The sequence below is a fragment of the Nonomuraea sp. NPDC026600 genome, from assembly GCF_040638335.1.
In the GTDB taxonomy this organism is placed as follows: Bacteria; Actinomycetota; Actinomycetes; order Streptosporangiales; family Streptosporangiaceae; genus Nonomuraea.
Genome location: NZ_JBEZYD010000002.1, coordinates 39,002 through 58,882, shown reverse-complemented (window position 1 = coordinate 58,882; position 19,881 = coordinate 39,002). Strand labels below are relative to the sequence as shown.

Annotated in this window: 16 protein-coding genes and 1 pseudogene; 10 read left to right on the top strand and 7 right to left on the bottom strand. The window is 71.0% G+C overall.

What is annotated here, in order from left to right; genetic code table 11:
• Positions 1–56 precede the first annotated feature (56 nt).
• Positions 57–1,337 (top strand): MFS transporter, encoded by a 1,281-nt coding sequence (locus tag AB0F17_RS03985; RefSeq protein ID WP_358015827.1) that lies wholly within the window; start codon positions 57–59, stop codon positions 1,335–1,337.
• A 165-nt stretch (positions 1,338–1,502) separates the two neighbouring features.
• On the opposite strand, the pseudogene AB0F17_RS03980 reads toward AB0F17_RS03985, so the two are convergent.
• Positions 1,503–1,655: pseudogene (locus tag AB0F17_RS03980) on the bottom strand (helix-turn-helix domain-containing protein); the annotation flags it as partial.
• A 380-nt stretch (positions 1,656–2,035) separates the two neighbouring features.
• On the opposite strand from AB0F17_RS03980, the gene AB0F17_RS03975 reads away from it, so the two are divergent.
• The 3 genes from AB0F17_RS03975 to AB0F17_RS03965 all read left to right on the top strand — a co-directional run bounded on the left by AB0F17_RS03975 (position 2,036) and on the right by AB0F17_RS03965 (position 2,951).
• Entirely contained in the window at positions 2,036–2,425 is a 390-nt protein-coding gene (locus AB0F17_RS03975) for a PPOX class F420-dependent oxidoreductase (protein ID WP_358015824.1), read from the top strand.
• Between the two features lie 134 nt (positions 2,426–2,559).
• On the top strand, positions 2,560–2,853 hold the full coding sequence (locus tag AB0F17_RS03970) for an LLM class flavin-dependent oxidoreductase (RefSeq protein WP_358015821.1): 294 nt from the start codon (positions 2,560–2,562) through the stop codon (positions 2,851–2,853).
• The gene (locus AB0F17_RS03965; protein WP_358017389.1) at positions 2,781–2,951 is read left to right on the top strand and encodes a hypothetical protein; all 171 of its coding nucleotides are present in this window, start codon (positions 2,781–2,783) and stop codon (positions 2,949–2,951) included. Before AB0F17_RS03970 ends, AB0F17_RS03965 begins: the two co-directional genes overlap by 73 nt.
• A gap of 170 nt (positions 2,952–3,121) precedes the next feature.
• Here the strand turns inward: AB0F17_RS03965 and AB0F17_RS03960 are convergent, their stop codons facing one another.
• Complete coding sequence (locus AB0F17_RS03960; RefSeq protein WP_358015818.1) at positions 3,122–3,940, bottom strand: IclR family transcriptional regulator; 819 nt, start codon at positions 3,938–3,940, stop codon at positions 3,122–3,124.
• A 105-nt stretch (positions 3,941–4,045) separates the two neighbouring features.
• On the opposite strand from AB0F17_RS03960, the gene AB0F17_RS03955 reads away from it, so the two are divergent.
• The 4 genes from AB0F17_RS03955 to AB0F17_RS03940 are packed head-to-tail and all read left to right on the top strand — an operon-like array spanning position 4,046 to position 7,483.
• Entirely contained in the window at positions 4,046–4,699 is a 654-nt protein-coding gene (locus AB0F17_RS03955) for an ABC transporter permease (RefSeq protein ID WP_358015815.1), read from the top strand.
• Entirely contained in the window at positions 4,686–5,717 is a 1,032-nt protein-coding gene (locus tag AB0F17_RS03950) for an ABC transporter ATP-binding protein (RefSeq protein ID WP_358015812.1), read from the top strand. Before AB0F17_RS03955 ends, AB0F17_RS03950 begins: the two co-directional genes overlap by 14 nt.
• The gene (locus AB0F17_RS03945; RefSeq protein WP_358015810.1) at positions 5,714–6,481 is read left to right on the top strand and encodes an ABC transporter permease; all 768 of its coding nucleotides are present in this window, start codon (positions 5,714–5,716) and stop codon (positions 6,479–6,481) included. Before AB0F17_RS03950 ends, AB0F17_RS03945 begins: the two co-directional genes overlap by 4 nt.
• Before the next feature lie 36 nt (positions 6,482–6,517).
• Complete coding sequence (locus AB0F17_RS03940; RefSeq protein WP_358015807.1) at positions 6,518–7,483, top strand: glycine betaine ABC transporter substrate-binding protein; 966 nt, start codon at positions 6,518–6,520, stop codon at positions 7,481–7,483.
• A gap of 104 nt (positions 7,484–7,587) precedes the next feature.
• Here the strand turns inward: AB0F17_RS03940 and AB0F17_RS03935 are convergent, their stop codons facing one another.
• Genes AB0F17_RS03935 through AB0F17_RS03925 form a run of 3 tightly spaced genes read right to left on the bottom strand, consistent with a single transcriptional unit; the run spans position 7,588 to position 16,337 of the window.
• On the bottom strand, positions 7,588–10,080 hold the full coding sequence (locus AB0F17_RS03935) for a PEP/pyruvate-binding domain-containing protein (RefSeq protein WP_358015804.1): 2,493 nt from the start codon (positions 10,078–10,080) through the stop codon (positions 7,588–7,590).
• Complete coding sequence (locus tag AB0F17_RS03930; RefSeq protein ID WP_358015801.1) at positions 10,077–10,805, bottom strand: TetR/AcrR family transcriptional regulator; 729 nt, start codon at positions 10,803–10,805, stop codon at positions 10,077–10,079. Before AB0F17_RS03930 ends, AB0F17_RS03935 begins: the two co-directional genes overlap by 4 nt.
• Before the next feature lie 60 nt (positions 10,806–10,865).
• A complete protein-coding gene (locus AB0F17_RS03925) occupies positions 10,866–16,337 on the bottom strand; it encodes a tetratricopeptide repeat protein (protein ID WP_358015798.1) in 5,472 nt (1,823 codons plus the stop codon).
• Between the two features lie 123 nt (positions 16,338–16,460).
• Between AB0F17_RS03925 and AB0F17_RS03920 the strand changes: the two genes are divergently transcribed.
• Positions 16,461–17,006: a hypothetical protein gene (locus AB0F17_RS03920; RefSeq protein WP_358015796.1), complete on the top strand. Its 546-nt coding sequence runs from the start codon at positions 16,461–16,463 to the stop codon at positions 17,004–17,006.
• On the opposite strand, the gene AB0F17_RS03915 is transcribed toward AB0F17_RS03920, so the two are convergent.
• Positions 16,994–17,812, bottom strand: a complete 819-nt coding sequence (locus AB0F17_RS03915) for a 1-aminocyclopropane-1-carboxylate deaminase/D-cysteine desulfhydrase (protein WP_358015794.1) — start codon at positions 17,810–17,812, stop codon at positions 16,994–16,996. The two genes, AB0F17_RS03920 and AB0F17_RS03915, sit on opposite strands and share 13 nt — an antisense overlap.
• Positions 17,813–17,855: 43 nt before the next feature.
• Here AB0F17_RS03915 and galK point away from each other — a divergent pair, with 43 nt between their 5' ends.
• Positions 17,856–18,968 (top strand): galactokinase, encoded by a 1,113-nt coding sequence (galK, locus tag AB0F17_RS03910; RefSeq protein WP_358015792.1) that lies wholly within the window; start codon positions 17,856–17,858, stop codon positions 18,966–18,968.
• 53 nt (positions 18,969–19,021) lie between these two features.
• Here galK and AB0F17_RS03905 read toward each other — a convergent pair whose 3' ends face one another.
• Complete coding sequence (locus tag AB0F17_RS03905) at positions 19,022–19,795, bottom strand: enoyl-CoA hydratase-related protein (protein WP_358015790.1); 774 nt, start codon at positions 19,793–19,795, stop codon at positions 19,022–19,024.
• Positions 19,796–19,881 lie beyond the last annotated feature (86 nt).

The following is a 19,881-nucleotide window of genomic DNA, read 5'->3' as shown; positions in this document are numbered from 1 at the left end:
GGAATGTCCGTGATAGAACTCGGATGGAAAATATCCGAGATCAACTGGGAGCTCTCATGACGCGTACCGCCCTCGGCGCGGCCGCCGTCGCGCTGTTCGTCGCCGCGGCGAACCTGCGGCCGGCGATCGCCGCCGTGTCCCCTCTGGTGGACCGCATCCAAACCGACCTCGACCTGTCCGCCACGGGAGTGGCGCTGCTGACGACCATCCCGACGCTGGCCATGGGGGTCTGTGCGCCTCTGGCGGCCGTGGTCGGCCGCAGGTTCGGGCTGCGGCGCGGCGTGCTGATCGGGCTCGCCGTCATCGCCCTGGCGACGGCGGCCCGCGTCTTCGGCGGCTCCGCCTGGTTACAGCTGACCTGCGCGGCGGCCGTCGGGGCCGGGATCGCGATCGCGCAGACGCTGCTGCCCGCCGTGGTCAAGACCCGCTTCGCCGACCGCGCCGGCCTGGTGACCGGCATCTACACGGCCGGCCTCGGCCTGGGCGGCGCGGTCGCGGCCGGGGTGACCGCCCCACTCGCCGACGCCATCGGCTCCTGGCCGGGGGCGCTGGCCTCCTGGGCGGTGCTCGCGGTGGCGGGCCTGGCGATGTGGTCGGCCTCCGCCGCCTCCCTCGGCCTCGACAGCGGCCCAGCCCTTGCGGGTACGGACCGGACCGGAGCAGCCGCGACCGGGGTACGTCCGGCCGGAGCCGGGCAAGCGGGCCCCGTCACCAAGGGGCTGCCGTGGCGGAGCGGTGTGGCGTGGCGCATCACCGTGCTGTCCGCCGCCAACTCCGCGCTGTACTACTGCGAACTGGCCTGGGTCGTCCCCCTGCTGCACGAGGACGGGCAGCGTGGCGCCACCGGCGCGGGCGTGCTGCTGACCGTGATGATCTCCATCCAGGTCGTCGCCATGCTGGCCGTACCGGCGCTGCTGGGTGAAGGGCGGGACAGGCGCGCCGGGCTGGCCCTGACGACGGTGTTGACGGCGATCGGGTTCGCGGGGCTGGCGGCGGCGCCGGCGACGGTCACCTGGTTGTGGATCGCCGCCTTGGGCGTCGGCCACGGCGGGCTGTTCACGCTCGTCCTGACGCTGCCCGTGGTGGTCAGCCGCGACGCCGCCGAGGCCGGGCGGATCAGCGCGATGGCGTTCTTCGTCGGCTACGCCTGCGCCGCCCTGGCGCCCCTGCTGGTGGGGGCGCTACGTGACGCGACGGGAGACTTCCACCTGGCCTTCGGCCTGCTGAGCGGCCTGACCGCCGCGATGCTGCTGCCCATCGCCCGGCTGCACAAGGGCGGGGGGCTCGGGGACGAAAGTACGACCGCGCGGCCAGGAGCGACCAGCTCGGGTTTGTGAGGCGTCACAGATGCCCACCTCGGCATCAGCAACTTCGCCACCGTGGTCACGCGCCCTCTCCGGCGTCTGACCACACGGTCCGCCAGGGCCAACGACCACCGTCCGGGCGAACCGATCTCGAGCGGGCCGGCCGCCCGGGTCAGTGCCGGTGGTGGCCGCGCCGATGCGCTGGAGGTGCGCGGGGTCGACGGGATCCAGGCCGGTGAGGCTGACGGCCCTGCGCAGGCGGTAGTCGACCGTGTTCGGGTGTACGTGCAGCAGTTCGGCCAGCCAGTACGCGCCGGGCGGCCGCTGGAAGATCTGCACTACTTCCAGCATCTCCTCGGACAAGTCGCCCGTGGTCCACGGGTACATCCGGGCGGCCAACCGCTCAGTAGGCGGCGCTGGAGCCGCTGTTGCCCTTGGAGAAGAAGTCGGGCAGGACTCCGAGACGGGACCTGAGCGCGGATCATGCGGGAGCTGCAGGCGCGGGCGGATGCGCAGGGCCTGATCACCTGGGATGTCCCGGACTCCTCACCGTCGTGTTCGGCGGCGACGGCTCCTCTTGGGAGTGAGCCGGCTCGTGGTGTGGAGGCAGACATCGAGGATCTGCGCACGTTCGTCGTCACAGCGGCCCGGTCAGGCGCAGCTTGGCCAGAGCCGAGAGACCGAGGGCCGGATTTGATTGACGTTAATGGCAAGGTTGCATGCTTTGCCGCATGACCTTCACACAGGCAGAACTCGATTATCTGGCCGGACAGCGCCTTGGTCGCCTGGCCACCGTTTCTCCCGCCGGGCACGTCCAGAACAACCCGGTGGGGTTCTTCGTGGACGCCACCTCGGGCACGATCACCATCGGCGGGCACGCGCTGGGGGCGTCCAAGAAGTTCAGGAACGTCCAGCAGGGCAGCACCGTGTCGTTCGTCGTGGACGACCTGGCCTCGGTGGATCCGTGGGTGGTGCGCGGCATCGAGATCCGGGGCTCGGCGGTGGCCCTGACCGACCACGAGCCGCCGGTACCATACTTCTCGCGGGAGATCATCACGATCACTCCCAGCATGATCATCTCGTGGGGGGTGGACGGGGCTCGGTCGAGCCGCAAGGTGTGACAGCTCGCGACAGGGCCGCACAAGCTGGCGGCTTGCTCAAGGCCCTCGGCGATCACCCACCGATCTGGGCGCGGCACGTCGATGTGCCCTTGAGCGGCCCTTGAGCGACCATTGATGTGCTGTCCAAGGGACGGATGCGGCCGCTCACCGTGGGATTGGGCACCCTGCCCGGCGAAGCCAGGGCGACGGGGGTCGACTTCAGCACACGCGGACGCCGTATCGACGAGGCTATCGAGGTGTTGCGGCTGCTGTGGGAAGGCGATGACAAGGGCGTCAGCTTCGACGGCGAGTTCTTCGGCTTCGACAAGGTGACGAGCTACCCGAAGCCCACGGAGTCACCCGCGACCCCGGCGCCTTGGAGTACACGCGATGGGGGTCGATCGACATGTCCGCCGAGCGGGTCGAGGCCTTCGCCGCGCAAGGCGTGACCCGCATCGTGGTCAGTCCCACCACGACGGAACCAGAACAGCAGCGCGATGAGATGTCCGCCTTCGCCCAGCGGTTCTCCCTCCTCGGCACCCGCTGACCCGCCAAAGACCCCTGCAGGACGTCGGCACGTCGGCGGCGCTGAGGGCGTCGAGGTCCCGGTGGACAGCGCGGACCGACACCTCCAAGTTCCTCGGCCAGTTGCCGTGCGGTCACTCTGCCCGTGGTCCGCAGGCGCAGCAGCAGGAGCCGATCCGCTCGCATCGCAGTTCACCGTGCCCGCGGCGGCATGGACGGCAGAACGCCTCGGCCGCCCGGTGGAAGACCCAAGGCGACCGAGAGTTGGCGCGCCGTCTCCGCGGCGATGCCGCCGACCTCGTGCAGGCGTGACTCACCCGGCGCGCGAGTGACCGACACGGAGACGGCGGCCGCGATCACCCCTCGGTGGTCGCGTACCGGCGCCGACACCCCGAACACACCGTCGTCCATCTCGAACGCCGTCACCGCGTAGCCGAAGGAGCGCACGTGGGCGACGTCGGCCAGCCACTGCTTCTCGTCGTCGACCGAGGAGCCCAGCCCGGCGGGCAGGGGAGCCCGCAGGCTTTCGCGGATCTGCGCGTCGTCCCAGTCCGACAGCAGCGACCGGCCGGCGGCCGCCATGATCACCGGTATCGAGATGCCCTCCCAGATCCGGTGGAAGGCCCGTGAGGAGGGCAGCGTCATCAGCGTGAGCGCCATGTCGCCGCGCTGCACGCACAGGTGCGTGTCCTCGTCGCAGACCGTGGCCAGCCGCCTCAGGAAGGGCACGGCCAGCTGGACCAGCCTCGACTGCTGCGTACGCGCCGCGAGCGCGAACAGCCGCCAGCCCAGGCGATAGCGCTTGGTCAGCGGGTCGCGCTCGACCATGCCCTCGGCCTCCAGAGCGCGCAGCGCCCTCGACACCTGGCTCTTCTCCCTGCCCAGCCGCTGCGCGATCCAGTTGACGCCGAACCCGTCCACGTCGCGGTCGTCCCCATGGCCCGCCAGCACTTCCAGGATGTCCATGTCCCGCCGGAGCCCGGCCGACGAAACCGGCGACTTCTCGCTCATTCCCACCCTTGCTCAGTTGCGCTGACCGCAACCCGTTTTGCGGTGACTGCAATTGGTCACATACGTTTACGCATTCCTACAAGCTTAAGTAAAGGCGGTCACTCTATGACTTTCGGCGAGTACGTGGTCTCACGCTGGGACACCCTCTCGCTGGCCGCCGCCGAACACGCCCTGGTCGTGGGCATCGCCATCGGCGTCTCCACCGCCGTCGGCATCGGTATCGGGCTCCTCACCCACGACCTACCGAAGGCCCGGAGCGCCTCGCTGACCGTCTCCGCCGCGATCCTGACGGTACCCTCCCTGGCGCTGCTCACCCTGCTCATCCCGATCACCGGGCTGGGCTGGGGATCCACGCTGGTCGCGCTGACCGTGTACGCGTTCCTGCCGATCATCAGGAACACGGTCGCCGGGCTGCGCGGCGTCGACGCCGCCATGGTGGAGGCGGGGCGCGGGATGGGCATGAGCCGGGCCCGCGTCCTGCTGAAGGTGCGGCTGCCGCTGGCCTGGCCACTGATCCTGACCGGAGTGCGCGTCGCCACGCAGATGCTCATCGGCATCGCGGCCATCGCCGCCTACGTCGACGGGCCCGGCCTCGGCACGCAGATCTTCGAAGGGCTGTCCCGGCTGGGCTCGGTGAACGCGCTCAACGCGACACTCGCCGGCACGCTCGGCATCGTGGTCATCGCGGTGCTGTTCGACCTGTTCTTTTTCGCCGTACGTCAACTGACCATCCCAAGGGGGCTTCGTGTTCGACCGTGACACCGGAGGCGCGCGTATCGAGCTGCGGGCACTGACCAAGCACTACCCAGGGCAGCCCGCGCCGGCGGTGGACCACGTCGATCTCGACATCCCCGCCGGTGAACTCGTGGTCTTCGTCGGCCCGTCGGGCTGCGGCAAGACGACCACGATGAAGATGATCAACCGCCTGGTCGAGCCCACGTCGGGCGAGATCCGCATCGGCGGCCAGGACGTGCTGAGCCTGCATCCCGACGAGCTGCGCAGGCACATCGGCTATGCCATCCAGCAGGTGGGACTGTTCCCGCATCTGACCATCGGCCAGAACATCGGCCTGGTGCCGAAGCTGCTGGGCTGGTCCGCCGCCCGTACGGCCGACCGGGTGGAGGAACTGCTGACCCTGGTGAACCTGGAGCCGTCGGCGTTCCACGACCGCTATCCCAGCCAGCTCTCCGGCGGGCAGCAGCAGCGGGTGGGCGTGGCCAGGGCGCTGGCGGCCGACCCGCCCGTGATGCTGATGGACGAGCCCTTCGGCGCCACCGACCCCATCACCCGTGAGCACCTGCAGAACGAGTTCGTCAAGCTCCAGAAGCAGCTGCGCAAGACGATCATCTTCGTCACGCACGACTTCGAGGAGGCCATCAAGCTCGGCGACCGCATCGCCGTACTCCGGGAGCGATCGCACATCGCGCAGTACGACACGCCCGCGAACATCCTGGCCCACCCCGCCGACGACTACGTCGCCGGCTTCATCGGCCAGGACGCCACGCTCAAGCGGCTCGCGCTGCTGCGCGTGGCGGACGTGCGGTGCGCGCAGCAGCAGGGAAGCGCGGACATGCCGCAGATCGCCGCGGACGCCAGCCTGCGCGAGGCTCTGGACGTCATGCTCGCGCACGGCACCGACCGCTGCGGCTCGCCGTCCGGCGTGCTCACCTACGGCGCGCTGTGCGAGGCGGTGGGAACCGGACCGGCATCGGCCGCGTGGAAGGAGCCGGTGGGAGCCGGGCCGGCCGCCGCCCTCAAGGAGGCGGTCCGCCGGTGACCACCGCGACACTCCGCGCCGGCCGGACCCGCCCGTTCTGGCGGGTGTCAGGTCTGCGGCACGTCATCACCCCGGTCGTCCTCTGCGGCGTACTGTTCGCCCTGTACGCCTGGATCAGCGCCCAGAACCTGGACTCGATCGAGAGCCGCAGCCTCACCCGGGAGTTCCTGCTGGCCAAGGCCGTGGAGCACGTCCAGTTGACGTTCCTGGCCACCGCGCTCGTGGTGGTCGTCGCGATTCCCCTGGGCGTCGTCGCCTCACGGGCCCGCAACCGGCTGATCGCGCCCGTCATCCTCACCGTGGCCAACCTCGGCCAGGCGATCCCGTGCATCGGGCTGCTCGTGCTCTGCACGTTCCTGCTCGGGGTGGGCTTCCAGACCGCTCTGGTCGGCCTGGTCGCCTATGCGGTGCTGCCCGTGCTGCGCAACACGATGGTCGGCGTGCAGCAGGTCGATCCGGCGCTCATCGAGGCCGCGCGCGGCATGGGGATGACCAGGGGGCAGGTGCTGCGCCGGGTCGAGCTCAAGCTGGCCGTGCCGGCGATCCTCGCCGGCCTGCGGACCGCGCTCGTCCTGACCGTCGGTGTCGCCACGCTCGGCGCGTTCGTCGCCGCGGGCGGCTTCGGCGAATTGATCATCAACGGGCTCAAGCTGAACCGCATGCCCGTGACCATCGTGGGCGCCGTGCTGACCGCGTGCATCGCCTTCTTCATCGACTGGCTGAGCGGGCTCGCCGAAGACCTGCTCAAGCCCCGCGGCATCTGACCACACGCTCGTCCAGCTCCAAGAGGTGTTTTTTCCATGCATGTCCGCAAGACGTTCACCCTGCTCACCGCTGCGGCCCTGACCCTGACCGCCACGAGCGCCTGTGGCTCGGGCGACGCCGTCGAGGCCGCCAGCGCGGGCAACGAGCTGTCCGGCGCCAAGTTCGTCATCGGCTCCAAGGACTTCACCGAGAACATCATGCTCGGGCAGATCGCCGTGCAACTGCTCCAGGCGCACGGGGCCGAGGTCGAGGACAAGACCAACCTCGGCGGCACGGTGCCCAACCGCAAGGCCCTGGAGTCCAAGTCGATCGACATGTACTGGGACTACTCGGGCACCGGCTGGATCGAGCACCTGAAGAACGCCACCCCCATCCCGGATGCGGCCAAGCAGTTCAAGGCCACCGCGGACGAGGACCTGGCGAAGAACAAGATCCGCTGGGTCGGGCCGACGCCCCTGAACAACACCTACGCCCTGGCGATCCGCTCGGAGAAGGCCAAGGAACTGGGCGTCAAGACGCTCTCCGACGTGGCGCAACTGGCCAGGACCAAGCCGGACGAGGTGTCGTTGTGCGTCGAGTCGGAGTTCTCGACCCGTGACGACGGGCTGCCGGGGCTGTCCAAGGCGTACGGACTGAACCTCCCGAAGGACAAGGTCAGCCAGCTCGACACCGGCGTCGTCTACACCGAGACCGACAAGGGCCAGACCTGCAACTTCGGCGAGGTGTACACCACCGACGGCCGCATCGCCGCGCTCGGCCTGACCGTGCTGCAGGACGACAAGCACTTCTTCCCGATCTACAACGCCGCCGTCACCGTACGGGACGAGACCTACCAGAAGTACCCGGCCCTGGAGAAGGTGCTCAAGCCGGTGATCGCCAAGCTGGACGACACGACCATGCGGCAGCTCAACGCCCAGGTGGACGTCGACGGCGAGGAGCCGAGCAAGGTCTCCGCCGACTGGCTCCGCACCTCGGGCTTCCTCGGCAAATCCGCCACCTGAGGCACGTCACCGCCTGAGGCACCTCCCTGGGCTGAGCTCGTGCCAGGCGCGGCGGCCGGATTCGCGCACGACTCCGGCCTACCCGATCACGGCCCGAAGCACCATCAGCCCAGCAACTCGACCGTGCCCCGTTCGCCGTCCACCCGGATGCGGTCGCCGTCGCGCAACCGCATCGTCGCGTTGCCCGTACCGACCACCGCTGGGATGCCCAGCTCGCGGGCCACGATCGAGGCGTGCGACAGCGGCGCCCCCATGTCCGTCACGACGGCGGCGGCGCGCGGGAACATCGGGGTCCAGCCGATGTTGGTCAGCGTCGTCACGAGGATCTCACCGGGCTTGAGCCGCTCGCCGTCCTCGGGCGAGGAGATCACCCGGGCGACGCCCTCGACGATGCCCGGCGCGCCGGGGAACCCGGTGACGGTGTCGCTGACCGGCGCGCTCCCGCCGCGCGCGTCGTAGATGTCGCTGCGCCTGCCGGGGTCGGCGGCCCAGCGCACCGGGTCGAAGTGGCCGACGATCAGCGTCGGGTACGGCGGCAGCGAGGCGTAGCGTTCGTAGGTCGCCCGCCGTACCGGGACCCGGTCCAGCGAGGACGCGTCACCGTGCAGGAGGCCGAGGATCTCCTCCAGGTAGAGGAAGAACAGGTCGTCTCCGTGCCCCGTGAGCTGCCCGGCCCGCAGCATGAAGGCGCGCAGCACCCAGAACGCCCGCATGTTCTCCGACCTGGCGGTCTCGCGGTCGCGGACGACCTTGTTCCACCGGGTGACCCGGTCCCGCGTCTTGGCTTCCTGGCGGGGATAACGCTGGGCGAACCGCGCCCACGCCTCCTCGCGCGCCTTCTTCTGGCGGGCGAGCAGGGCCTCGGTGTCGGCGCTCATGTCGCGGAACCCGGCGAGCTGGGCGTCGATCCAGGCCGGATCCTCGCCGGGGCGCGGCAGGGAGACCTCGAACTCGTGGGGGCCCCGATGCCCGTACAAGCGGGCGAACGTGTCACGGTCGATCTCACCCCTGGCCAGCTTGCCCAGCCCGAGGACCGGGCCGAGACTGGCCAGCTCGCCGTCGGCGTTGGCGCCGGTGAGCATGGCTTCGGCGTCGACGTCGCCCATCATCTTGCGCAGCTTGTCGCGGGTGTACACGAGCGTGGCCCCGCCCTGCCGGCCGGCGGCCTCCAGCATGCGGCAGCTCGTGACGACGTACGGCTCGATCTCGCGCTTCCACAGGGCGGCCAGTTCGGGGCCGGTCTCCGTGGTGGCGATCCGGGCGCGCAGGTCCTCCGCACGCTGCTGCGCGGTGGCGAGGAAGGCGGGCAGGCCCTTGAGGTTCGTACGGACGCGCTTCTGGATGTTGATGCCCAGCGGCACGACCTTCTTGACGAGCTCCCAGCGGGAGACCGTCAGCAGCGGCACGTCGAGACCGGGCGGCAGCTTGCCGAAGATCTGCTCGACGGCGCTCAGCCGTTTCCGCATGCCGAGCGAGATGGCCATCGTGTACATGACGCTCAGGTTCATGTAGAACCGGCCGCCGATGTTGCCGACCAGGTCGAACCCGGGCAGCGCCGAGGCGGCCATCGCCTCATGGATGAACATGCGGACGAACGACCAGGTCGCGGGTGTCATCACGTCCGGGATGGCCTCACCGAGGTTGCCGCCGGTCCAGAGGTTGACGCCCTTGAGACTGTCGTTCCACTCCTCGACCCGCTGCCTGATGCCGGTGATCGGGCGGGCCTGGACGATGAAGAACGAGCCGTCGCGCCTGGCCCATTCGACGTCCATCGGCGTGCCGTACAGCTCCTCGATGCGCGAGCCGATCGCGGCCAGCTCGGCGGCCTGCGGCGGGTCGAGGACGGCCCGGCGCCGCAGGTCATCGGGGACGGGCTCCTCCCGCGTGCCGGACGGCGTGCGCACGGTCATGACCGTCTTGTCGCCGATCCGCGACTCCGCGACGGCTCCGTCGCGGACCACAACGGTGTCGGGGGTGACCTGGCCGCCGACGACCGCCTCGCCGAGGCCCCAGGAGGCGTTGATCACGATCTCGTCGCGGGCGCCGTTGACCGGGTTCGCGGTGAACAGGACGCCGGCCGCGTCGGCGTCCACGAGCTCCTGCACGACGACGGCCAGCGCCACGTCGTCCTGGGGCACGCCGTTCTGCTCGCGGTAGGCGATGGCGCGGGCGTTCCAGAGCGACGCCCAGCAGCGCTTGACGGCGTCGAGCAGCGCGTCGCCCCTGATGTTGAGGTAGGTGTCCTGCTGCCCGGCGAACGACATGTCGGGCAGGTCCTCGGCCGTGGCGGACGAGCGGACGGCCACGGCCACGTCGTGGCCCAGCGCGTCATACGCCGCACGGATCTCGGCGGCGATCGCGGCGGGCATGTCGTGCCCGGCGAACAGGGCGGCGATCGTGGCGGCGTCGCCGGCGGCGGCCGCGTCGAGGATCCGGTCGTGGAAGTCCGCGACGAACGCGCGGTAGGCCTCGGTGGTGATGTGGAACCCGTGGGGAACGGGCAGTCCCGCCCTGGTCAGCCTGGCCAGGGAAGCGCCCTTTCCCCCCGCTGTCGCGAGGTCGGCGGCGGCATCGTCGAGAGGGAGTAAGGCCCTCACGTGACACGCTCCTTAGCGCCTAGGGAGAGCGCGAGTTTCCGCTGCGCGATCTCCTCGATGGTGTCGAGATAGCCGAGGGTGGCCAGCCTGACCGCCCGCGCGTCGTCGTCCGGCGGCGCGCCGTCCGCGCCCATGGCCCGGATGGCGGTGTCGGCGACCAGCTCGGCGAGCCGGTCCTCCGGCGTCCGCATCTCCTCGGGAAACATGTTCTGCGTGAGCAGGAACCCGTAGACGACCGAGGCGAGGATCGCGAGGAGCTCGGCGGGAGCCAGGTCGGAGCGGAGCACTCCCCGCCCGACCAGCTCGCCGAGATACGCCTCGAACGCGGCGCCCTGCTCGAGCGTGGCCGGACTGCGCTTCTTCTGCCTGCTGAGCTTGCCGAACACCGCCGAGTCGCCCAGGATCAGCGCCTTCATCAACGGCCGTCGCAGCAACCCCCCGACCAGCTCCCGGAGCAACTCGTGCAGGTTCGCGGGCGCGCGCTCGCGGACCTCGCCCAGCAAGCGGACCCGCTCACGGCGGACCAGCGCGCCGAAGAGCAGCTCGCGCGTCTTCCAGTGCAGGTAGATCGTGCCCTTGGCGACGTCCGCCTGCCTGGCCACGTCGTCGATGGTCGTCTTGTCGTAGCCCCAGCGCAGGCACAGCTCGGCGGCGGCGTCGAGGATCCGGTGCGCCCGTTCCAACTGGCGCGCGGGATCCTGCGGGGGCCGGCCGACCTTGGCCATCCGTCTCACCTCAAATGATTGACTAGATGAGACTAGTTGGTCATTTAATTAAGCACAAGTTCAGCCCAGCTTGGCCAGAAGTTGTTCGGCGTCGGCCGCGAAGGTCGAGTCGTCGGTGCCGGCCGCGAGCCGGAGCATCCGCCTGGCCACGGTGAGGTCGCCGTGGGCGTACCGGATCTCCCCCAGGCGGAAGGCGGCCTCGGCGACCAGGTCGGACTGCTCGGTCAGCCCCAGCGTGAGCTCGTAGTAGCGCACGGCCCCGTCACGGTCGTTCAGCCAGTAGCAGAGCTCCCCCAGATGCGCCGCCGCCATGCCCGACTCCGAGTCGCCCGAGTCGATGACCCGCTGGTACCAGCCGAGCGCCTCGGGGAAGTCCCGCTCCCGCTTGGCCAGCGCCCCGAGGTACATCGCCCCGAGCGCGGTGACGTGCCCGGTGCCGAACTCGACCGCCCGGACGTACCACCGGCGGGCCTCGTCCTCGTCCTCGTCGTGGTAGCTGTGGCCGAGCGCGACCATCGCCCTGGCCGCCAGCTCGGCATCGCCCGCGCTGAGCACGCGCCGATAAACCTCCCTGCCCTCGGCCACCTCGCCGCTCCCGACCAGGGCCTGCGCGAACACGCTCAGCGCGGTGGGCTCGCCGCCCTCGGCCGCCTCCCGCAGCGTGCGCAGCGACGCCTCGGTGTCGCCCTGACGGCCCTGGAGCATGCCGAGCAGGCTGCCGAACACCGACCGGACCGGGCTGTCGACGTCACCCGCCTGCCGTTCGGCCAGGTCATAGAAGGCGGCGACGTCGTTCTCGGTGTCGAGGAGCGCCAGCAGCCTGCCGCCCGCGACGAATCGCACGTCCGGGTCCTCGTGCTCGTTCAGCCGCTCGTAGACGGCCCGCGCCCGCGCCGTCTCGCCGAGCTCGGCGAGCCGCTCGGCGACCCCCAGCTCGGTGAAGGCGTCGGAGCCGACCAGCTCGTAGTAGAGGTGGACGGCGTCGGGGTCGTCGCAGAGCTCCGCGAGCTCCCTGGCCTTGACCCCGGCGTGCGGCCCCAGATGCGACAGCACCTGTACGGCCAGCGCGTGCTCGCCCTGCTCGTACGCCTGGTAGGCCAGGGTGCTCAGGTTGTTCAGGGCGGCCTGGGCCAGCTCGTGGGTTGGCTCATGGGCCTCGCGGGCCGACTCGTGAGCCAGCTCGGCGCCGGTCCCCGCGGCGGCGGCGAACGCCTCCGCCGCCCCAAGCGGGTCGCCGTCCTCGTGCAGCCAGCAGCCGAGCTGAAGGCCGCCCCTGGCCACGGCGTCGGCCTCGCCCGACTCGATGGCCAGCCGCGCCTCCCCGGCGGCGGCGGCCGTGTCACCCAGCGCGTGCAGGGCGTCGGCGAGGTCGACCCGCATCCCCGCGCTCGGGTGACCGGTGTCGATCCCCTTGCGGTACATGCCGACCGCGCCCGCCAGGTCATCCGTCGCCCTGCACGCGTCACCCCACACCCAGTAGCCCATGGCCACCGTCTCGGGATCGCCGGTACCGACCGCCAGCTCGGCCTCCGCGGCGACGGCCGCGTACTCCCGCCGCTGGAACAGGTTGACGAGCAGATGGCGCAGACTCGCGAGATCCCCGGCCGCGGCGCCCTGATCGAGCACATCACCGGCGCCCGCCAGATCGCCGCCCTCCTCCAACACCCCGGCCAGCTCAACGGCGGTCGACGGCATCGCGGCCCGCAGCGCCTCGACGGCTCCGTCCAGATCGCCGCGCCGACGGCGGACGGCGGAGACGTCGCGCCACGCCATGAGGGCGATCTCGGCGTCGTCGCTCTCCGTCGCGGGCAGGAGGCACAACTCGGCCTGGCTGTACTGGCCGTCGCGAGCCAGGTCCGAGCCGAGCCCCCGCCTTGCCAACGCGGCCCACCTTGGCCCGCCCAGCTCAATGACCAGCAGGTAGAGCGCCCTGGCGAAGGCGTCGTCCCGGGTCATCCTGGCCATCTCCAGCGTCTCGGCGAACGCCTCATCGATGGAGAACCCGGTAGGAGAGCCAGCCAGCAGGCGGCGTATCTCGGGCGGCTCGCCCGCGTCCAGCGCGAGCAGCAGCCGGGCCATCGACGCCGAGCCGGTCAGCTCGGTCAGAGCCGCCCGCGCACCCTGCCGGTCGCCCTCGGCGGCCAGCACCCACGGCCGCTCCTCCGGCGACGCCGTGCCGAGCCGGACCCGGGCCGTAGCCGCAGCCTGCCGGTCCACGTCCTGAACCGCCGCACGCTGGTAGGCCGAACGGGCGCCGTCCTGGTCACCCGCCTCCTCCAGGCACCGCCCCGCCTCCACCAGCGTGGCACCCGCCGACCCCGGATCGGCCGCCACGGCCCGCTCGAACGCCGCCCGCGCCCCCGCGAGATCGCCGGTCCGCGCGAGGAGACCACCCAGCAGGCACACGGTGTCGGCGCCCGGCGCGATCCCCACCGCGATCTCCGCAGCCGCCAGCGCCCCCTCCAGATCACCGGCATCCCGCAGAAGCCGGGCCAGATACGGTGCCGCCGCATCCCCGAACGCCACCCGCAGCACTTCGCGAGCCTCATGGGTCGCGCCCGTCGCAATCAGAATCTCCCCAAGCCGCAACGCGGCCTCGACCGCCACCTCCCGGTACGCCCCTACCGCGTGCGCCTTTTCAACCCCGGCCGCCATCCCCTGGCCCGCCCCTGCCGCGTGCGCCCTATCGACGTCGGCCGCCATCCCCTGGCCTCCCCCTGCCACGTGCGCCCTATCGACGTCGGCCACCGTCCCCTGGTACGCGAGCGCCTTGTCGGCCCCAGCGGCTGTCCCCTGGTCCTCCGCCGGGCTCGCCGCGGCTGTCCCCTGGTGTCCCGCACCCGACCGATCGTGTGCCTTCGCCGTCTCGCCATACCCCGCCATTACCTTCCGGTACGCCTCGGCCGCCGCGTCGAGGTCGCCGAGGGTGTGCCAGGTCCGGGCGAGGTCGCGGTGCGCGATGGTGGCCAGGCGTTCGTCGGGGCCGGTCGACGCCTGTTGCCAGGCGGTGATCGCGCCGTGCGGGTCGTCGGCGTCGTGGCGCAGGGCGCCGAGGAAGCAGGCCGCCTCCTGCCGGAAGTCCGGGTCGCCCACGTCGAGCACCAGGGACAGCGCCCCGTCGGCGGCGGCCGTCTCGCCCTGCCGGTGCCAGGCGTGCGAGGTCCGCATCGCGAGCATGGCCGCCATCCAGCACCGGCCATCGTCGGATATCGCCTCGAAGACCGCAGCCGCCGCACCGAAGTCGCGGTCGAGCAGGAACCTGGCGTAGCGCCCCGTGTCACCCTCTTCCGGGTGGGTCTCCGGAATGCGGGCGAACGCGGCGCGGGCGCCGTCGAGGTCGTCGATCCGTACCCGGGTGAGGCCGAGCAGCCACGCATTGCGCGGCGCCTGAACCGGGTCGCCCTCGCCGACGAGCCGCTCGTGCAGGCGGCACGCGGCCAGCAGATCGCCCTGGCGCTCGAACAGCCCGAGCAGCGCGCCCATCGCCTCGACCCGCAGCCCCCGGTGGCCGGTCTCCATCGCGGCGGTGAACGCGGCCCGCGCCTCGACCAGGTCACGCTCCCGCGTACTTCCGCCCACGCCCCAAACGCCGACAACACTCCCACCCGCACCCGCGCGCCCAGCCTCGCCCGCACTCCCGCGAGCGCCCGCGCTCGCAACCACGCCCGCACTCTCACCGGCGCCCGCGCTCCCATGCTCACCCGCGCCGAAGTCCTCGCCCAAGTCCTCGCCGGCGCGCTCGCAGAGCAGCTCACCCAGCGCGTACGCCACCCACGGCGCCAACCCGGGATGCCCATCGGCACGGGCCCGGCGCAGCAGTGCGACCGCCTCCTCGGGCTGGTCCTGGTTCACCAGGACGTCCTTGAAGATGGTGGCCGTATACGAGAGCGCGAGCGGATCACCGGAGTCGGCCGCCGCGCGGAACAACTGGGCCGCGTCCGACAGGTCATACCCGATGGACGCCAGCACCTGCGCGAACACCGCGGTGCCGATCGCGGCCGTCACCGGGTTCGGGTGCGCCATGGCCTGGCGGTAGCGGACCAGCCCCTGCTCCCTGCCCAGGCGCTGGTGGTCGATGACCGCCCGCAGCACGGGATGCGGTTCGTCGCCCGATTCGCGGAGCAGGTGCAGGAAGAACTCCGCGCTGAAGCCCTGCAGCAGGTCGTCGCCCTCGGCGACGTACGACAGCAGCTCGTCGGCCTGCTCGCGGTCGCCCTCGCCCAGTTCCAGCTCGGCCAGCGTCATCATGGCCCGGACCGACTGCGTGGCCGCGCCGGAGTCGATGGCCCGGCGCAGCAGCGGCCGCGCCCCGGCCAGGTCACCCGCCTGCAGGTGGCGCAGGGCCTCGTCGACGTCCAGGAGCGCCTGCTCCTCCACCGGGTCGGCGAGCGGCTGCTGCCGCGCCGCGTGGTCGATCAGCAGCGCGGCCTTGAACGCCGTGTCGGGGTCGTCGTGCTCGGCCGCGTCGAGTACGAGCGCCATGAGGCTCTCCCGCTCGTCCGGGTGCCGGTCGAGCAGCAGGCCGAGCAGCGTGAGGCAGATCGACGACCACTCCGACTCCCCTGCCTCCAGTACGGCCCGCAGCGCCGCGAGCGCCTCGGCCACCTCCCCGGCCTCGGTGTGCATCTGCGCCAGGCACGCCTGGGCCTCGACGGCGTACTCGCGCTGACCGCTGGCGATCACCCGGTGGAAGATCGCCTCCGTCGCCGCCACGTCGCCGAGCTGGGCGGTCACCTTGGCCTGCTCGATGAGCGCGGGCAGCCGCTCCTCGGGCCTGGGGTCCTCGGCGGCCGTGGCGTAGGAGGCCACCGCTTCGGCGTACTCGCCGAGATCGACGAGGACCGCGCCGCGCAACCGGTGGGCCGTGGCCAGGTGGTCGGGGTGCCCCACGGCGATCGCGTGCTCGCACACCTCGCGGGCGGCCCCGAAGTCCTGCTCATCGGCGTACATCTGGAAGAGCCGGAACGCCGACAGCGACACCACTTCGGGATCGCCGCAGGTCAGCAACTGCCGGTAGTCGTCCTCGTCCTCCGCCAGCTCGTACAGGTCGCGGGCCGTACCGGGATCGTGGGGGGCGAAGTCGGGCAGCTCCAGCTGGGCGGCCAGCTCGGCCACGGCGGGACTGTCGCACCGGCGCGCCCGTTCCAGCGCCTCCGTCGCGCCCTGGGCGTCGCCCATCTCGGTCAGTACGAGGACCAGCGCCGTCTCGGCGAGCGCGGCCACCTCGAAGTCGGCGCCGTCGGAGGCGATCATCAGCACCCGGTAAGCGGCGGGCCATTCCCGCGCGGCGATCAGCATCATGCTCATGGCGATGGCCGACCGCTGCCCGAAGACCGGGTCGCCCGACTGGATCACCGACCGGTGCGCGGCCTCGGCCCCGTCGAGGTCGCCCTGCTCCTCCAGCAGGCAGGCCAGCAGATGGGACGCCTCGGGATCCGCGGTGGCCGCGTTCTCCCTGAACAGCACCGCCGCCGCACCGAGATCTCCCGCTTCCCAGTACCTCATCGCCGCGGCGAGCTGTTCTGACTCCATGCTGTACTCCCAAGTCATCTAATAATGTGAAAAAGCTACATGTGTAGTCGCTTGGTTACAGCACATTCTCCGGATCTCCGGACCTGGGGCCATCACCGCTCGGAGCGCCGTAGCGTAGTCCCCATGGCTAGAGCGTTCTGGATCGACCAGGAGTTCGACAGGGATCGTGACGGGCGCTACGCCGTACACGTGCGCAAGAACCTCGAAGAGTTCGAGTGGGGGGACATCGCGCCGGTCAGGTTCGCCTGCGCGGCCTGGCGGCTGGCCACGCCGCCGTCACTGAACCCCGGCTACGTGCGCTGGGACCGCCGCATCCTGGAGGCGACCTGCGACCGCAACACGTGGGACGGCACTCTCAACGCGCGGATCCGGCTGGTCTCGCCGCTGCCCGAGGAGCTCACCCGCTCGCGGACGTGGTGGCGCGACCGCGGCTGGCTGGGCTGGCAGGAGACGTTCGGCCAGTACGTCGAGCCGACGCAGCAGGACCTGGCCAGGAGCCCGTTCCTGCGGGCGACGCTGCTGGTCGAGGTGCCGGTGCCGCTCGACGACCTGCCGTCGGAGCCCGAGGGGCCGCATGACCAGGTCGAGCAGAGCGCGGAGCGGGTCCTGGTGGTGCTGGTGCGCGAGCTGAACCAGCTCGTCGCGCCCATCCTCGATCAACTCGGCTGACAGCACGCCTGACCGGTCGCCGAGTTCCAGGGCTCGCCGGTGACGACGGCGACGATGCGGGTGCCGGGCTGGAAGGCGCCCTGTCGTACGAGGTCGAAGACGCCGTAGAGCATCTTCCCGACGTACACCCCTTCGACCCGATATTTCGCGATGAAGTCGTCGAGAACCGGAGTCGAGCGGGCGTAGCCCCCGAAGTGGTAGTCCAGGTTGACCGACCAGTTGGACCACACGCGCCCGTAAGCCTCGCGCTGCAGGCGCGCGACCTCACCGTCGAGGAACCCGGCCCCCTTCAGCACCGCGAACCCAATCGCCCGCCGCCCCTCCGGCAACCCGGCCGCGATCCCGGCCAGGGTGCCACCCGTGCCGACCGCGCAGCAGATCACGTCGTAGTCGCCACCGATCTCGCCGGGCAGCTCGGCGCACCCGCGCACGGCCGCCGCGTTGCTGCCGCCCTCGGGCAGGATCGCCACGTCGCCCCACCGCTCGCGTAGCGCGGCCTGTACCTCTGGCGTGTGCTTGAGCCGGTATGTCCCCCGGTCGAGGTACGTGAGCCGCATGCCGCAGGAGGCCGCGTACGCCAGCGACGAATTGAGCGGCAACCGCTCCTCGCCGCGGATGACCCCGATCGTCTCGAACCCATCCCGCCGCCCGGCCGCCGCGACAGCCCTGATGTGGCCGGAGTAGGCGCCACCGAACGTGAGCACGCGCGGGTGGCCCAGGTTGTACTTGAGCTTGCGCGCCTTGTTGTCGTCGCGGACGAGAAAGACCCGGACAGAGGCGAGCGCCGGATCCACCAGCTCCTCCATGGCGCTAGTCTACGGTCGGAGCTTTGTTGAGGAGTGTTGGATTATGCGCGTTACCGATGCTTTCCGTGCCGCCTTCGGTGCCGACCCGCGTACCGTCTGGCACGCGCCCGGCCGGGTCAACCTGATCGGCGAGCACACCGACTACAACGACGGCTTCGTCCTGCCCTTCGCGGTGCCGTGGGGCGTCACGGCGGCGGTCAGCCCGCGCGACGACGGCACGATCCGGCTGCTGTCCCTGCAGTCGCCCGGCGACCCGGTGGTCATCTCCAGCCACGAGGAGTCCCGCGGCTGGACCCGCTACGTGGTCGGCGTCCTGGCCATGCTGGGCGACCGGGTACGCGGCGCCGACATCGCCATCGACGGCGACATACCCCCGGGCGCCGGGCTCAGTTCGAGCGCCGCGCTGGAGGTGGCCGTCGCCTCGGCCCTCGACGACCTCTACGACCTGGGCATGACGCCCATGGAACGCGCCCTGCTCAGCCAGCGGGCGGAGAACGAGTTCGTCGGCATGCCGTGCGGCATCATGGACCAGGCCGCGTCCGCGCTGAGCGCCGAGGGGCACGCGCTGTTCCTCGACTGCCGCTCGCTCGGCTCCCGCAACATCCCGCTCGACCTGGCCGCACACGGGCTGACCATCCTCATCATCGACACGCGGGTGCACCACGAGCACGCGGGCGGCGAGTACGCCAAGCGCCGCGCGGAGTGCGAGTCGGCGGCCCGCAAGCTGGGCGTCCCGGCGCTGCGCGACGTCACGGACCTGGCCGGGGCCCTCGACCTGCTGCAGGGCGACGAGCGCAAGCGCACGATGCACATCGTCACCGAGAACCACCGCGTCGAGGCGCTCGTCGGCCTGCTGCGGGCGGGGGCGATCACGGAGATCGGGGCGCTGCTGAACGCGTCCCACCTATCACTGCGCGACCAGTACGAGGTGTCGTCGCCGGAGCTGGACCTGGCCGTGGAGGCGTCCCTGCGCGGCGGCGCCCGGGGCGCCCGCATGACGGGGGGCGGCTTCGGCGGCTCGGCGATCGCGCTGGTGGCCGACGAACGCCTGGAGGCGGTGAAGGAGTCGGTGAGCGGGGCCTACGCGGAACGCGGCTGGCAACCCCCCCGCTTCCTCCCCGCCACCCCATCCTCAGGTGCTCGCCGCATTTCTTGACCGCTTGCCGCCGTTATGTGCACACCGGCACCGTCTGGGTGGTTCTCTCCTGACTACAGGGGCGGGAAGTTCGGCAGGCGGCGTTCCAGGAAGCTTGCGACGCCCTCGGCGAAGTCCGGGCGGTTGAAGGAGGCGAGCATCTCCTGGGTCGCCGTCTTGGCCGATTCTTCCAAGGTGACGTTCCAGTCGTTCCACACCTGGCGCTTGATGATGGCCATGGAGGCCGGGGAGCTGTGGATCGCGAGCTCTCTGGCGTACTCCTGGGCCGTGGCGAGCAGCGCGTCTCCTGGGACCGAGCGGTTCGCCAGGCCGAGTTCGTATGCTTCCGCGCCGGTGAAGACCCTGCCCGACAGGAGGATGTCCATGGCTCTCTGCTGGCCCATGAGGCGAGGGAGGATCCAGGACAGGCCGTACTCCGCGATCAGGCCGCGGCGGGGGAAGGCCGTGGTCCATTTGGCGTCCTCAGCCGTGAAGATCAGGTCGCAGGCCAGCGCGTGGACCACGCCCAGACCGGCGCAGGCGCCGTTGACGGCGGCGATGATCGGCTTGGCGATGGTCGTGGGGAAGGTGTTGGGGCGCGGATCCGGGGTCTCGTCGTAGGTGCCGGCCTGGAGGGCGCTGAGCGTCTGGAAGTCGGCGCCCGAGCAGAAGCCCTTACCCGCGCCGGTCACCACGATGGCCCGCACGTTCGGGTCTTCCTCGGCCTCCTGGAGAAGGTCGAAGTAGCACCGGCCCATCGCGTCCGTCCAGGCGTTGAGCCTGTCGGGGCGGTTGAAGGTCAGTGTGAGCACGCCTTGATCCGCCGAGGAGAGAACGAGTTCCGCCATGGGGCAACAGAATCAGATTCTAGTGGTGGAACGCAAGAAGGCCGAGGCCGCTCCACGCCCCGGCCCCGCCGCCTGGGGCCGGGTGA